This window comes from Alistipes sp. AF14-19 (assembly GCF_003461645.1).
GTDB classification, from domain to species: Bacteria; Bacteroidota; Bacteroidia; order Bacteroidales; family Rikenellaceae; genus Alistipes; species Alistipes shahii.
This window is the reverse complement of the sequence record NZ_QTXM01000006.1, coordinates 1-15569: the sequence shown is the minus strand read 5'-3', so window position 1 is coordinate 15569 and position 15569 is coordinate 1. Positions and strand designations below refer to the sequence as shown.

Sequence of the window (15569 nt, the reverse complement as noted above, 5' to 3'; positions counted from 1 at the left end):
ACCGCATTTCAAATAACCTCTCGCAAGATATGAAAAATTCTCAAAATAGGCAAATTGTCGAAAACGATAAAGGTATAACAAATTTCTTTTTTGTATTCTATAAAATTATATTCTCCAGAATTGGAAACAGCCCTTAAGTGAGGGCTGCCGATTATCATTGTTGGCTTCTTTCAATGAGATATCCTCTCAATAAGTCCAAAAAACGAGTCAACCGCAGTTTTCGGTTCAGTATTGCATGCTTACACTGATTGGGATTGTTTATCCGAACATTGAACATCCACGAGAAACTTTCTACGAACATATCCAAAGAAGCCTGTGAACCATCGAGACATCGTCCGACTCCGAGTCCCTGCATCGAAGTTACTATTTCCATAAGATCTGTGGGCGTAAATTGTTCTGCCAAATAAATCGGAGACTTCGGCAATGCGACTTTCTTACTACAGTCCATGACCGCAGGATGGCTTACTTTCAACCAGACCATTTTTATTTCGAAATTTGTCAATGCAATGGCTGCCCGAAGTAACGATTCCATTTCCGGAGCCACTTTTACCGGTTCTTCTTGGATTGCTATCAACTTTATTTTTAACTTTGCCATCATATGAAGTGTATCCGCAGGAGATAATTTTCCGGGTCGGAACAACCGCTGAATACAGTTGATATAACGTTCGTATGCTGTTTGTGCTTGTTCGTATTCCGAAGCAAAGAGAGAACGTACTTGCGAAAGACGCAGAAAACGGATAAAACTATTCTTTTCAAAAGATCGGGTATTTCGTAACATGGCTATCTGTTTTTTGAATTTCAATATAATTTGTTTATTACATTACTTTGCAAATCCGTAGGAGGTCCTCGGATCTTTTGATATTCGGAAACGACAAGCCCCGGAACTTCAAGAAGTCCCAGGGCTTGCAGATAGGATAATGCTCCATTTCCTGATATTATTTCATATAGGATTGTATCTGATGCTCTAAGTTCGGTTGTAAGTCATAGTTTCAATAGTTAGCCTTTATCTTTTTTCCGGTTTAATAGCGGGAGCAGAAATGATATTACTGACGCCGCAATCCAGAATAGTGCCACGGGCCCGAAATCGTAGTGCTTCGCGCCGTCGGCGGCTACGGTGATGTGCCTGTCGATAAGCCATCCCGATGCTACGTCCTGAATGCCCGCCGCGATGTAGCTTGCTATTCCCACGACCCCCAGCGCGGCACCCGTGGCCTTTCGCGGCACGATGTCCACAGCCATCAATCCTCCGAGGAAGCAGATCAGCACGCCGATTGCTATTCCGAACAGCACCATCGAGAGGACGTTCACCCACATGGCATTTCCTCCGTACAGGAACAGTGCCAGGGCCAGGGAGTTCAGTATGCCGAACAGCAGGGCGGGTATCTTTCGGTCTCCCTTGAAGAGTTTGTCCGAGAACCATCCCGAGAGCACGGTTCCGAGTATTCCCAGCAGTGCGTTTATCGAGACTACGGAAATCGCCTCTACATCCGAGAATCCCTTGGCCTCTTGCAGGAACAGCACTCCCCAGCCGTTTATGGCATAGCGGGATATGTACATGAACGCGCTTGCCGCCGCCAGCACCCATACCGCCGGGGTGCGGAGCACCTGCTTCTGAATCTCTTTGACGGACTTCTCCGCTCCGGGGACGGGTTTTTCATGGGCCAGCGCCTCTACCGGCGGGAGTCCTTTCGACTCCGGCGTGTCGTGGAGCCAGCAGAGTACCAGCACCACGCCGATGGCCCCTGCCACGGCCGATCCGAAGAACCCGGCCTGCCAACCCGCAAAGGAGACGATGGAGCCTACGAAAAGGAATGAGAAGAACTCCCCGAGGTTGTGGCTTGCGGAGAAGAACCCGTAGTAGGTCCCGCGCTCCTTGAGGGGATACCAGCGGGAGAGGGATATGATGGCCGGAGGCGCTCCCATGGACTGCGCCCACCCGTTCAGACCCCACATCACGGCGAATGCAACGAATATCACGGCTGTCGGGACTACGGAATGTGCGAGCCCCATGAGCCCCATCAGGGCGTTGGCCGCGGCCGAGACGATGAGTCCCGTGGCCATGAAGCGCTTGATGTTGCAGTAGTCGGCGATGAATCCGTTGACGAACTTGCCGATGGCATAGGCGAAGAGGAGTGCCGAGCCGATGACTCCCAACTGCGATGCGTCCAAGGACCCGCTGTCGAGAATGGGTTTCTTCATGACGTTGAGACTGGTGCGGCAGACGTAGTAGAGGCTGTATCCGAGCGTTGCGGCGACGAATGCCTGCAGGCGCAGGCGGCGGTAGTACTTGTCGCGCGATGCTTCGTCCTGCTCCCGGGCAGGAGCCGCAGGACTGATGCGGTAGAATTCCGTAATACGGCTCATGGCGTCAGTCGTGCAGTCCGCGCGAGCGGAGGTAGGAGATCAGCAGTTCGGGGCGGTCGGTCTGGATCATGGTGGCGCCCATATCGACCAGTTTCCCGTACACCTCGGCCGGGTCGCCCTCTACCGCGGCATCGTCGCAAAGCCCGCCGTTCAGGGAGGGCCACAGGGAGTTCACCCACAGTTTCGAGCCGCCGGCGATGACTTCGCGCATGCAGGTCTCGACCTCGGGCGTGTATTCCGACCAGCAGATTTCGTAAGCCAGCAATGGATATTTCAGTCGTTCATAGCTTTCGAGAATTTTTCGGTACGATTTCTTCCCGAAGTTTACAATGGGCATAAAAAGACAATTGTCGTCATATTTCGAGAAAGTCGCGGCGGCACGGTCGGCGGTGACATTGCTTTTGATGAGCACCTGTTCCAGCATGCCGTATTTTTCAAGCAACGGATGTATCAACCCGTAATATTGAAATCCTTTGTCGATATTGACGACAATTTTGTCTTTGCATAATATGAGCACCTCTTCGAGCGTGGGTACTTTCCAATGTGTGACCGCATTCTGCCCCGCACGCAAATTCACCCGCCGAATGGAATCATAAGTAATTTCCGCAATAAGTCCCCTGCCCGAAGTCGTCCGGTCGATGGTGCGGTCGTGACAGAGTACCAGCACGCTGTCCGAGGTCAGCGCCAAATCTATTTCTACAATGTCGACTCCCATTTCGATAGCGCTGCGGATGGCAGGGAGTGAATTTTCAGGATAGTTGCGCCAGTCGCCCCGATGGGAGGCGACCAGCACCTTTTTCGAGGCGGGGTCGTGAATCTCTGAAACAACCCGTTCGGCACGGGTGCCGGAAACGGATTCGGAACTCGCACAAGCACCAAACAGGAAAAGGGATGCAAGAAAAATCAATAATCTTATCATCATATTCGGGTTAGTTGTTTTTTACTGTTTCGTATTGTTCGTAATCGGTCGGAAGCACCCAGTTCGACTGTTCCCACGGAATGATCTCCCCACTGACGGTCCGTTCGTAAACGCTGTCCTTTCCCGGCTTGTCGTAGGGATAGCGATCGAATACGTCGCCGTCGCCCGTCATCCGCGGATCGCCCTGCCCGCGCAGCGTCCGGAAAAGCTCGGCCCGCAGTGAATCTGCCAGAATCCGGCATGAAACGTCCCCGATCCGGTTGGCGAGGCATTCGCGGTCCGTTTCGACATGGTACAACTCCTCCGCCGGACGCTGTCCCATCGACAGGTCATAATAACGACGATCCTGCCCGCTGCGCCGCAATTGCAGAATGGCTGTTTTCGTCGGGGAACTGTCGATGTCGCGGTAGCCCGTTTCCGGATTGCCGCCGGGCAGCAGCCACGGTTTGAGGTTGCACAGATAGAGCCAACCGCCCCGTACAATCCCCCGGATCGGATAACCCTGGTCACCGGGGCGTCCGTTGTCGTGCCGCTCGCGGCCCAGCAACGCCCGTTCGCGCAACGCTGCACAAGGGTCCGGTTCATTCCGCAACAGCGGCACGAGGCTCCCGCCCGGAAGCGGTGCCATCCCGGCCGCCGAAGGGTCCGTTCCGGCAATCTCCAGAATGGTCGGTGCGATGTCCACGAACGAGACGTAAACCGCCTCCCGGCGTCCGGGACTATTCACTCCTTGCGGCCACATCATGGCCAAAGGCATGTGATGAGCATACTCGTACTGCGTCCCTTTGGCACGCGGGAACGGCATTCCGTTATCCGACGTGACAATGACAAGCGTGTTGTCCAACTCCCCGAGTTCTTCCAGCCGGGCCAGCATCAGCCCCAACTGCCGGTCATAATGTTCGATCTCGAACCCGTAGTCCAGCATGTCGTTACGCACCGTCTCGTTGTCGGGCCAGAAAGCCGGAACACGATCGATCTCTCCGGTCGTCCGTCCGCCTTTGGCCGCTCCGCTGCCGTATTCATAGCGGCGGTGCGGCTCGCGACAGCCGAACCAGAAGAACCACGGCCGCGACGCATCCTCACGCGAGGAGAGGAAGTCGGAAAAATTCGCCGCATAGTCCGTGGCGAGCATCTCGGATGTCGGAGGCGTCAGTTTCCGATTCTGCCACGCTTCACCCGTCAACTGCCGTCTACGGCCGTTCTTCATGCCGGGATTGCCCGGAGCCCAGCCCTTGCCGGTAAAGGCCACGTCGTACCCAGCCTCTTCGAGCGCCTCGGTGAAGACCCCGGCATCCTCGGGAAAATGACAGATGTGATTACCCGCCTCGCCCAACTGCCACGAGTAGCGTCCCGTGAGCAGCGACGCACGCGAAGGCGCCGATTTCGCATTCGGAGTGTAACAATTCTCGAACAGCACACCCCGTGCGGCCACACTGTCGAAAACCGGCGTCGAGACCCATTGGCAGCCATAAGCCCCGAAATGAAGCCATGCGGCATCGTCGGCGATGCAGAACAGAATATTCGGACGGCGCATCGTATTATCCTGCCCGTGAACAGGGACCAATCCGCCCAATGCGGCGGCTCCCCAAAATACAAAATCACATCTCATAGATCACACATTGTCTATTGTAAAATCCCCGGCGGCCCGGAACGCAGGAGAGGGGTTACCAACTTACACTGGCAGTATAACGGTTGCCGAACCGGTCGGTTGTCTCGATCGTCGCCGAAGTGGCACCTTCCGACGGTTCGATACTGAACATATGGGGTGTCGTGGTGTATGCCAATACCGTATACTGATCCTTATACTGCTCGTAGAGTGAATTGGCGTAACCGTCGTGGGTCTTGTCCTTGCTCATCGCCACCTTCGTTTTACCGCTATCCGAATAGTAAACGGGCCCCCAGTGGGCGTCGTAGTTCCAGACGTTGACATAAACTTTCCCGGAAGTGTACCAGCCCTGCTCGTTAGGCGCATAAGCACGGAGCTGCCAGTCGGCAGGTAGGTTTTCCAGCTTTTTGCCCTCCTCATAACCGCAGGCCTTGAATTTCCACGTGATGTTCTCGCCGTCGACATCGATCACCAGATAACCCCGCGGGCCGCCGTCGGACGTAACGGACGCATTGAGTCCCAACATACCGGTCGAACGTCCCAGGATATGCGACTCGACATTGGGGTATTTCGGACTGGTCTCCTCGGCGGCATAGGCATAGTTATAATAATCGTGGTTGTGCCCCGCCCATGAATGCACGAATTTGTAGGCGGAGAACAATCCCGTATAGACGGATGCATTCAGGTCCGACACCGACGGATCGTAACCGATCTTCTTGTAAAACGAGGTGTGTCCGCAAACCATGAGGATCTTGTTTTTGTCGACATGCGACAGATGACCGCACAGCCATTCGACAGCCTCTTCGGAAAGCCCGTTCTTGTAGGCGCCCGTGGCGCTGGCCGTGAGTGCGGAATTATCCGCCATTTCGATATTGTCGAGGAAAATGTAGTGAACTTGTCCCAGATCGACGGCATAATTCGTCGGCCCGAGGTATTTTTCATATTCCGCCACGGCCAAATCGTCGCTCGCAGCATTCTGAATGTGGTCATGGTTGCCGATCACATGAAACACCGGGAACGAAAAATCCTTGAGGCCCTCGCAATAGTCTTCCCACAAACTCATGTTGTTGTGCACCATGTCGCCCAGGCAAATGCTGTATACCGGACGGTCGGTGATCGTCGCGGCGAGCTCCTTCATGTCTTTGCACATGTCCTCGTAAATGTCGATCGAATGGAACATGTATTTGTCCGTTCCCGCGGTCTTGGCGCGGATCTGCGGATCGGCCGTCATCAAAATCGTATACCGATCGCCCGAGCCGGCGCGCTTCATCAACGTAAAATCGGCCTTGAATTGCTTCTCGTTTTCGGGAATCCGCTGCCAGAACTGGGGAATTCCGTTCTTCGACGGAACTTCATAACCGGCCGGAATCGTGACGAACACGAACCGACGAAGCTTCAGGTCGCTGAACAACTGCCAATTGCCTTTCGCATCGGTTTCAGTAGTCTGCATGCCGTCACTGACAAGTACGCCCGCTATCGGTTTGCCGTAGTTGTCCTGAACCGTACCATAGAGCGCGGCCTCGCTGTTAAATTCTCCCTCGGACGAATTTCCGTCCAAATTGATTTTTGTGGCGAAGTCGTCCGCACAACCGCACAGACATAACGCCCCGATAATGAATAGAAAAATAAAAATACGCTTGTTCATTGGTTTCAATTTTAAATGGATAAAAACGGCCCCGAAAGATCACCCTCCAGGGCCGTTTTACAAACATGAATGAAGGGTTAGTCCGCCAGAACCGGGTAGGTGCCCGAACTCTTCCAACGGCGGAGTACCACGCCTTCGGGTTTCTGGCTGAACGTCGCACTGTTGAAAATATCCACGCCGGCATTCAACGCCTCGACGAAGCTGCCGTACTCCGTGTTATTCGAGGGTACGCTCACGCTGCCCGACATCATCTCTCCGAGCGAGAGGGCTCTGGAAGTCTGCGTCGGCCATACCGAAGGAACATTGCTGCCGGTGTTTTTCGCTCTTCCCACAGCGACGCCGACCGCTGAATTGCCGTAGATGTTCTGCAGGTTGCTCTTCTTGACGTATCCGACAGCTCCGCCGTACATGCCCCCGGAGACAACGGTCGCCGTTGTCGTATAGCAGTTGACGGCAAACGAGTCACTGCCACCGTAACCGATGATGCCGCCGGTATTGGGCCCCGATGAAACGAGCGACTCCATCCAGCTGTAACAGTTGATGACGAAGGCTTTTGCATTGGTGTTGCCGCCCGTGATGCCGCCGGCATTCTCGCCCGATGACGAGATGTTGCCGCCCAACACTGCGCAGTTGACGATAACCGAGTTGTTTTCGCCCGCAATGCCGCCGACACGCTTCACACCCGTGAGCGTGCCTTTCACGAAGTATACGCCGTCGAGCGTTCCGTTGTTGCGCCCGGTCATGCCGCCGATCCGGTTGCCGTTCGAGGTGAGGGTAGCTTCGATTTTGAGATCCTTGACCGTACCCGAATTAATGCGGATGACGCCGAAGATGGCAGCATCCGCGTCGATGTCGGCCTCCGCAACCGTGCGGGTCGCCGTAATGCCCTTCAGCGAGTTGCCGTTGCCGGTGAGCTGACCGGAGAAGCAGTCCCATGCGATGAAGTTCTTACCGCTGAAATCGATATCGTTCGTCACCAGATAGTAGTCCCCGGCTTTATAATCGCCCGGCTGGGTGCCGTTGATCGACTGCGCGATCTCGTTCCATCGGTCGGCGGTGGCAATCTGCCACGGGTCGCTCTCGCTGCCGGAGCCGATGCCCTCGTCGCCTGCTACGAAGATTTTCTTCGAAACCTCGCTGCTTGCACCCCGGTCATCAGTCACCTGAAGCGTCACATCGAACGTGCCGCCCTTCGTGAAGGTATATTTGACCGAAGCTTCGGTAGAGGTCGTATTATCGGGAAGGGTCCACCGGCGGGCGACGATCTCGCCATCGGAATCGACCGATGTGTCGGTAAAGGTTACTTCGGTATCCACAACCACCGTTTCCGGAGTATACGTGAAGGATGCCGAGGGCGCCAGATTGGCGGCCTTGACGACAATGGTCCGTTTGGTCGAGCTGCTGTTGCCGTCGGCGCCGTAGACCGTCAGCGTAACGACATATTCGCCGGCCTCCTTGTACATGACAGGGTCCGGAGCAGCCTCTTCCGACCAGTTTCCCAGTCCGGCGAATCCGAAATGCCAGAAATAGCCGCTGATCTCCGTGCCTTTGGCCGTTGAATTGTCGGTAAACTGTACGGCATCGACGCCGGCGATAATCTCTGCGCCGTCATCGAACGTGAAATCGGGGGTAAGGACCGAATCGAAAATCGGCCCCACCTCTTTGTCGTCGGAACATGCGGTTATCAAAACCAAACATGCGACGCATAGCAACGATATGATTCTTTTCATGGTTTCAGTCTGTTAAAATTTTTCAAATGTCTAACGGGTTGCCTCTCTACGACGGATACCCGTGCAACCGAGCAGGAATGCCTGAAGAATTAACGAGAATCTTTTCATGTCCCGAACCGTTTAATTGCTTCCGTATCCCGGATTCTGATAAAGGCCTTCGGGATTGAGAATCCGTTCGTTGTAGGGAATAGGCAGTAACAAGTCTTTCAACGAAAAATTGGAATTGATCGCGCTGAAGTGCTCCAGCATCTCCATACGATCGTACATACGCAGCAAATCCTGCCAGCGGAGCCCCTCCTGCATGAATTCGTGCAGGCGTTCATCGTAGATGCCCTGACGCAGGTCGCTCCCCGACCAATCGCCCAGCCCGGCACGCTCACGCACCTTGTTCAGCCAGGTTTTCGCCAATGTTTCCTCTTTCGACCAATAATAGGCTTCAGCCAGCATCAGCGCCACATCGGCATAACGCAGCACAATCCAGTTGTTGCCTCCATACCCGTTGGCGCCGCATTCCAGATCGGCATACTTCATGGTGTGATAGTAAGTCTGCCCCGCCTTGTTCGTTGCCCGCAGGAAAGAGCGGCGGACATCGCCCGGCTCGAATGAATCATAGACAGCCTGTATCGTGACGTTCTGCATCTCGCCTTTTCTCTGCGAGGTGACGCCCGCTCCCTCAGGACCGTACATATAATTCCACACCGATCCCAGGTCGGCGTTCCCCTGAATATAGTTGACCTGGAAAAGATTTTCCGCACACGACTTCTGCGTAGAGAGGTCCCAGACGGAGGAATAGGAAACCGACGAGAGTTCGCCGAACTTGCGCAGATCCCAGGCAGCAGTCAGTTTCCCGATCGCCTGTCCGAGCAATTCGGATTTCGAGCCGATGAAATCTTCATCGCAAGCCTGCTGCAACAAGGCTTTGCCCCAAAGTGCCCATGCGGCAGCCTTACTGACCTTGCCGCATGCCGAGGCAGGTTGCACATCAAGCAGGGGGCTTTCGGTCACATATTTCAGGTCGTCGAAAATGGCCTGGTAGATTTCGGCCTTCGGGCGGCGGTAATTGTTGGCCCGAACCTCTTCCGTACTCTCCAGAACCTTGAGCACCAATGGCACGTCACCCCACTCGGTTACCAGCCAGTAGTAAGACAAAGCGCGCAGGAACCGGGCTTCGGCTTCATACGTATCGCGGGCCGAAGGAGTAGCATAACTGACATCCCCCAGATGGGCGAAGAGCGTATTGGCGCGCGAAATGATCTTGTACAACTGCGAATAACGGTTGTAAACATAGACATTCTCCTCGGTAAGCGTATAATTGTAGAACTGATAGGGAATGCCGCTGTTGGCGCCGCTGTTGGTTACGACGGTCGCATTGGCGCGCACATCGGTAAAATAGTGATAGTTATCGGCAACATAACTTTGCGTCAGCGAGGTGTAGACGCCGTTAAGCGATGCGACAATGTCCTCTTCGGAAGTATAGTAATTGCCGACTGTCACTGAATTGGGATTATATTCGTCGAGAAAATCGCACGCAGTCAGCATAGCCGACGCTGCAAGAAGAATAAACAGATGACTGATTCTCATAACAGAACGGATTAAAACGTTAAATTTAAACCTACCGAGTAGATACGCGACAGCGGATAGCAACCCCAGTCGAATCCGGGCATCAGGTTGCTGCTCTTGTACGAAACCTCGGGGTTGTAACCGCGGTAGTCGGTAATAGTGAAGAGGTTGTCGCCGCTGACATATACCCGGCACGATTCGACCCCGATCTTCCGGAGCAGACGTTTGGGCAACGTATAGCCTAACGTAATGTTCGAGCAGCGGAAATAAGAGGCGTCCTCCACATAGTACGAAGAGAGTTTGAGAGATTGGTTCGTCACCGAGATCCGCGTGGCGATGGGTACGTTGTTGCGCCCCGGATTCGTATCCGACACATAACGGTCGGCGGCAATCGCATACTGGTTCGACGATCCTTCCACGTTGAACAGATAGTAATCCTGGAAATTGATCACCTCACCGCCGTACGAGTAAGTGAAGCTCGCTCCCAGATCGAAGCCTTTCCACGAGAGGCTGGTCGAGAAGCCGCCCGTAAAGTCGGGATAAGCGTTCCCCAAAATCGTTTTGTCGTTCGTGTCGATGACGCCGTCGCCGCTCACGTCTTTCCAGATCGTATTGCCGTAGGACAGATCGTCGAGCGCATAGCTGGGTACGGCAGGCCCTTGCAGCGTGTAGCCGGCAGGGAACTTGCTGCCGTTGGCCAGATAAACCTCCCGGTCCTTCAGCGCGTTCTTGTAATCGAGTTCCGACATGATGCCGACGGCCTTGTAGCCGTAGAACGACCCAATGGGATAGCCTTCTTTGGTAATATGCGATTGCACGGAACGCTCCGATGTGGAGAGAATGTCGTCCAGTCCGCCCAAACTAACCACTTTGTTACGGTTGATCGAAATATTCGTGCTGACATTCCACTTTACCTTGCCGGTCAGCAATCGGGCGTCGACCTGCAGGTCGAAACCACGGTTGCGGATCTTCGCATCGGTCATGTTGGTCGTTGAAGAGGTGAACCCGGAAATCGCGGAGATCGGTGCGTTATAGAGGATGTCGGTCGAGATGGAGTTGTAATAGTTGGCAATCACATTCAACCGGCTGTTGAAAAATCCCAGGTCCAGACCTATGTTGGTCTGCGTCGTCGTTTCCCATCCGAGTTCCGAATCGGCAAACCCGCCGAGACGGGAAGTGGATACGGCCGTCGTGCCGAAAGCATAACTTCCGGTCGAGATACCTGCAATGCTGGAATAATTGCCGATGTCGTTGTTGCCGCTCTTACCCCAGCTGGCACGGATACGGACCGTAGCAATGTTTTCGAGCGCATCTTTCAGAAACGGTTCGTTCGAGATCGTCCAGCCTGCCGATACCGACGGGAAATATCCCCAGCGGTTATTGACGCCGAAACGCGACGAACCGTCGGTGCGGAACGTTCCGGTCACGGTGTAACGGTCGTCGAACGAATAGTTCAGACGCGCCAGATAGGACATCATCGACCAAGCCGCTTTGCGGGTTTCATAAAGCGATACGTCCGAATCTTTCGGGCCGTGGGCTGTCACCTCGTGGATGCGGTCGTCGGCGAATCCCGTAGCCTGGACACCGAGTCGGTCGTAGGTCTTGCGCTGAAGCGTATAGCCGATGAGCGCATCGACGTGATGGCGTCCGAGCTGTTTCTTGTAGCTTGCCGTGAACTCCCCGAGCCGGTCGATATCGTAGGTCGAGCTCGAGCGGGCGATATTGTAGGAGGCCAGTTCGGGCCCATAGGCGGGCGTGCTGTTTCGGCCTATGCTCATCGGCCGGTAGTAGAAATAGCGGTAGTTGTACCACTGCTGTCCCAGTCGCGCCGAGATCTTCAGATCGGGCAATGGTTCATAGACCAGGTTGAAGTTCAGGTTGTGGCGCGAAGTCTTCTCCGAAATATCCAGTTCGTTGGCGATGACGAGCGGATTTTCGGGGAAATTGATGCCCCAGTCCGTCACCATCCGGATCATGGCGCTACGAGCGTAATCGCCGTTCTCCTCATAGGCCGGCAGGTTGGGCAGATACATGAGCATACTTTGAATAACACCGTCATTGATCATACGCCCTTCCGCCTGTACCACTTTGTTTTTGACGTCGTACATCGAATAGCTCAGGCTGGCCGAAAAGTGCTTGGTGATCTGTGCATCGAGATTCAGACGGGCATTAATGCGATTGTGATTCGAGGGGGCGATAATACCATCCTGATCCATGTAGCCGACGCTGGCCATGTAGCGAATAGCCTTGGAACCTCCCGTCACCGAAATGTTGTGGCGCATCATTCCGGCGTTGCCGAACACCTCGTCCTGCCAGTCGGTATTGTACTGCTGTTCGACAGGCGTCCGGGTCGTAAAATCGTAGAACATGGGGTGGATACCGACATCGGCGAGCGAAAATCCCTTGGCCGAACGAATCGTATTGTCGTCGTTGGGACTCCACGCAATGCCGGCGGCCGTCGCTTTCCGGCGATAGGAATCGTTGCGCGAAGCAATGTACAGGTCCCGGAATTGGTTCGCATCCAACAGATCGACCTTACGTTCGAGCTGCTGAATACCATAAGAGAAATCATAGCTGATCTTGGCGCGCTCGCCCTCTTTGCCGCGTTTGGTTGTAATCAGCACGACGCCCGAAGCGCCGCGCGAACCGTAGATTGCAGCCGAGGCGGCATCTTTCAGAATGTCGATGCTCTCGATATCGCCCGGATTGATGTAAACATCCTCCGAGGCAGGATAACCGTCGACAACATACAGCGGATCGCTGCCAGCCGAGAGCGAGTTGACACCCCGCACACGTATCTGCACGCCCTCACCCGGCGCGCCGTCGGCCTGCCGGACCTCCACGCCGGCGACCTTGCCGGCAAGCGCCTGCGCCATGGTGGGCGTCGTTGTCGTCAGTTCGCTGGCTTTGACACTCGCTATCGAGCCCGTAAAGTCGCTTTTGCGCATGGGCGTATAGCCGACAACGAGCACATCCGAGATTTGTTGGCTATCCTCTTTGAGCGTAATGTCGAAGCGAGTGGCGCTGCCGACCCGAACATCCGCCGGGGCATACCCCAAATAGTTGATTTCCAGAACGGCCTGCGAAGCGGGGGGGGGTACCTGGAGCGAAAACCGGCCCTCTGAGTCCGTGCTGATCCCGATCGTCGTACCTTTCACGACTACGGCTGCTCCGACAACCGGGTTGCCGGCCGCATCGCGTACGACACCGGAAATCACAGCAGGCTTCTTCGCCTCGGCTTCAGAGCGTCCGTTCTTCAGTACAATGTTCGAGCCCTGGACCGTATAGGATACATTTGTTCCCCGGAGCATGGCGTCAAGCGCCTCCTGCAGCGGACGATTCACGACCTGTACCGTAACAATACGTTTCACATCCACGTTCTCGGCGCTTCCGAAAAGATATTTCGTCTGACGCTCAATCTCATTCATAACCTGCTCCATACGAACCTTTTCCATACGAATAGTCACACGAACGTCTTGCGCGTGAATGTCGGTTACGGGATATGCGATGGGCAGAACGAATAAAAGAATTAACAAACTAATTCGCTGAATAATCTTTTTATTCATACTTTTGTTGAATTAAAGTTCAATTTTGAGAAAAGGTTGATCATTTTCCGATTGGACTCCGGCCTGCAGGTGTTTGCCCGCCTGCAGGTTTTTTCACGTCCGACCGGAAAGGCAATGGTGGATCGTTCGGTCATTTCTTCATAGGCAATTTTCGTTTGGGGGTGGTATTAAACTTTATGAAACCATCACTGGATGATAATTCTGTTCCGGTCGTGATCGTATTCGTAGGTAAAATCAGAGGCGAGCTGCAACACGCGTAAAGCATGTTCGATTCCCTCTGAAATGCGGATTTTGAGGCGTCCATAGGCCACTTTCGGAAGCGTAGCGCATCGGATTTCAATCTCGACGTCATAATATTTCCTGAGTTTCTCAACGACCTCATCGAACGAGTCGTTCCGGAACGACAGAATACCCTCTGTCCATAGATACTCGTCGCAATTCTCAAGTTCGTCCACATACAAGTAGCCGTTTTCGAGCCGGACGACCGTATTGGGTTCCATGACGACCTGCTCGCTGGTCCGATGGTTGCGGACGGACACACGGCCTTCGAACAATGCCGTCGAGAACCGGCCTTTCGCCTCGTCGGCAATCACATTGAAATCGGTTCCCAACACCCGGACATCGTAGGCGAAGGTCTCCACAATGAAAGGCTGTTTTTCGTTGTGGCTGACATCGAACCGGGCTTCACCGACGAGTTTGACCCGGCGTTCCTTGCCACTGAAAATCGAAGGGTAGATGAGCCGGCTTCCGGAATTCAGATCGACCTCCGAACCGTCGTTGAGTGAAATCCGGACATGCTGGCCCGCCGGAGCCTCGATGACGGTCTGCTGTTGGGCCCAGCCGTTCAGCCGGAAGGCAAAGAATGCATAGCTGCCTGCAAATCCGACCAACAAGGCGGCGGCAATGCCGGCAGCATACCGACGGAAAGAAGTGGCCCATGCAGAGCGTCGTGTCGGCAGCTTAGCTTCGGATTCGTCGCATAAAATGCTTACAAGGTACATCGAATGCACGTCGTTCAGCCGTTGCTGATGCTCTTCGGGATTCTCATCCAGCCAGGCGGCAATTCGATCATTCTCTTTGACTGTCGTTTCTCCGGCACAGAACCGAAACAACTGGGCGTTTGTAATTTCTTCTTTCATCTTTTATGGGCTCTATCTGATAATAAAGATGCATAACTGCTCCTCTTTCCCCCATGAACAAACAACAAATCACGAAAATATTTTTTTCAATATGTTCAATTCATTGAAACGGTGTGAATTAAGCACATGCTCCGGCTTCTCTGATCCGCGCTTTCCGGAACCGCTTCGCATTCCGTCCGTACGGGCGTAATTTTATTTTCAGAATTTCTTCCGGGAAAATATTATATCTTTGTGTATAGAATACTCTCTATGGACACAGCTTCGTCGTTCTCACAGCAACTTTTCGAGCAGCTATTCCGTCAATACAAGCGGAAATACCTGCTCATAGCCAACAGCTATGTGCGGGATTCCAAAACGGCAGAAGATATCGTGCACGACAGTTTCATGGCCGTATGGGAACATCGCGACAACATTAACGGGGCGAACATCGAAGCCTATCTGTATAAAGTCATCCGGAACAATTGCCTGATGTATCGCCGGAATCAGCAAATAGGACAGGCCGTATACGAACAGATCAAACTCAAAGAGCGCAGCGCAATGGATTACTATACCCGAGCTATCGAGAGTTGCGACCCGGACATCCTGTTCCGGAACGAAATTCTCGAAATATGCCGGGCCCAACTCGAACAAATGCCGGAACTGACGCAGCAGATATTCAAGGCCCGGCGGCTGGAGGGAAAGAGTTACAAGGAGATTGCCGAACAATTTGGCATTCCGCAGAAAAAGGTCGACAAACAACTTCAACAGGCAGTTACCAAGTTGCGTCGCGCATTGAAAGACTTTTTCTCGATTATCTTTATCTAATAGAAAGAATCCGCCTCCGAAGTGAAATTAGGGTCACAATAAACAGTTCTGTACTTGGCTCTGAAAATGAAATCATACTCGAATGAAACTCTCCATGTAGGCATTGACATCCATGCGCCCGTATCGGTCGAACGGTTCCAACATCTTCTGCCAGAAGAGCACCTCGGCTTCATCCTTATCCACTTTGTCCCGTCCTGAAAAAGGTTTACAGTGATTGATAATTAAAGATAAACATT

At 53.7% G+C, this 15569-nt stretch carries 10 protein-coding genes; 1 reads left to right on the top strand and 9 read right to left on the bottom strand.

Going from position 1 to position 15569, the window contains the following annotated elements:
- Positions 1-154 precede the first annotated feature (154 nt).
- The 9 genes from DWW03_RS06885 to DWW03_RS06845 form a co-directional block, all read right to left on the bottom strand.
- Positions 155-778: an RteC domain-containing protein gene (locus DWW03_RS06885; RefSeq protein WP_229095962.1), complete on the bottom strand. Its 624-nt coding sequence runs from the start codon at positions 776-778 to the stop codon at positions 155-157.
- A 218-nt stretch (positions 779-996) separates the two neighbouring features.
- Positions 997-2364: an MFS transporter gene (locus DWW03_RS06880; protein WP_015547990.1), complete on the bottom strand. Its 1368-nt coding sequence runs from the start codon at positions 2362-2364 to the stop codon at positions 997-999.
- Positions 2365-2368: 4 nt separating this feature from the next.
- The gene (locus DWW03_RS06875) at positions 2369-3283 is read right to left on the bottom strand and encodes a glycerophosphodiester phosphodiesterase family protein (protein WP_044054887.1); all 915 of its coding nucleotides are present in this window, start codon (positions 3281-3283) and stop codon (positions 2369-2371) included.
- 10 nt (positions 3284-3293) lie between these two features.
- Positions 3294-4892: a sulfatase gene (locus tag DWW03_RS06870; protein WP_259301982.1), complete on the bottom strand. Its 1599-nt coding sequence runs from the start codon at positions 4890-4892 to the stop codon at positions 3294-3296.
- A gap of 55 nt (positions 4893-4947) precedes the next feature.
- Positions 4948-6534: a calcineurin-like phosphoesterase C-terminal domain-containing protein gene (locus tag DWW03_RS06865; RefSeq protein WP_022061331.1), complete on the bottom strand. Its 1587-nt coding sequence runs from the start codon at positions 6532-6534 to the stop codon at positions 4948-4950.
- Between the two features lie 77 nt (positions 6535-6611).
- Positions 6612-8264 (bottom strand): PKD domain-containing protein, encoded by a 1653-nt coding sequence (locus tag DWW03_RS06860; RefSeq protein ID WP_118406546.1) that lies wholly within the window; start codon positions 8262-8264, stop codon positions 6612-6614.
- 120 nt (positions 8265-8384) lie between these two features.
- Positions 8385-9845 (bottom strand): RagB/SusD family nutrient uptake outer membrane protein, encoded by a 1461-nt coding sequence (locus DWW03_RS06855; protein WP_229095964.1) that lies wholly within the window; start codon positions 9843-9845, stop codon positions 8385-8387.
- Between the two features lie 11 nt (positions 9846-9856).
- Positions 9857-13279, bottom strand: a complete 3423-nt coding sequence (locus tag DWW03_RS06850) for a TonB-dependent receptor (protein ID WP_229028790.1) — start codon at positions 13277-13279, stop codon at positions 9857-9859.
- 296 nt (positions 13280-13575) lie between these two features.
- Positions 13576-14529: a FecR family protein gene (locus tag DWW03_RS06845; protein ID WP_044054601.1), complete on the bottom strand. Its 954-nt coding sequence runs from the start codon at positions 14527-14529 to the stop codon at positions 13576-13578.
- 231 nt (positions 14530-14760) lie between these two features.
- Here DWW03_RS06845 and DWW03_RS06840 point away from each other — a divergent pair, with 231 nt between their 5' ends.
- A complete protein-coding gene (locus DWW03_RS06840; protein WP_231839942.1) occupies positions 14761-15333 on the top strand; it encodes an RNA polymerase sigma-70 factor in 573 nt (190 codons plus the stop codon).
- Positions 15334-15569: the final 236 nt, after the last annotated feature.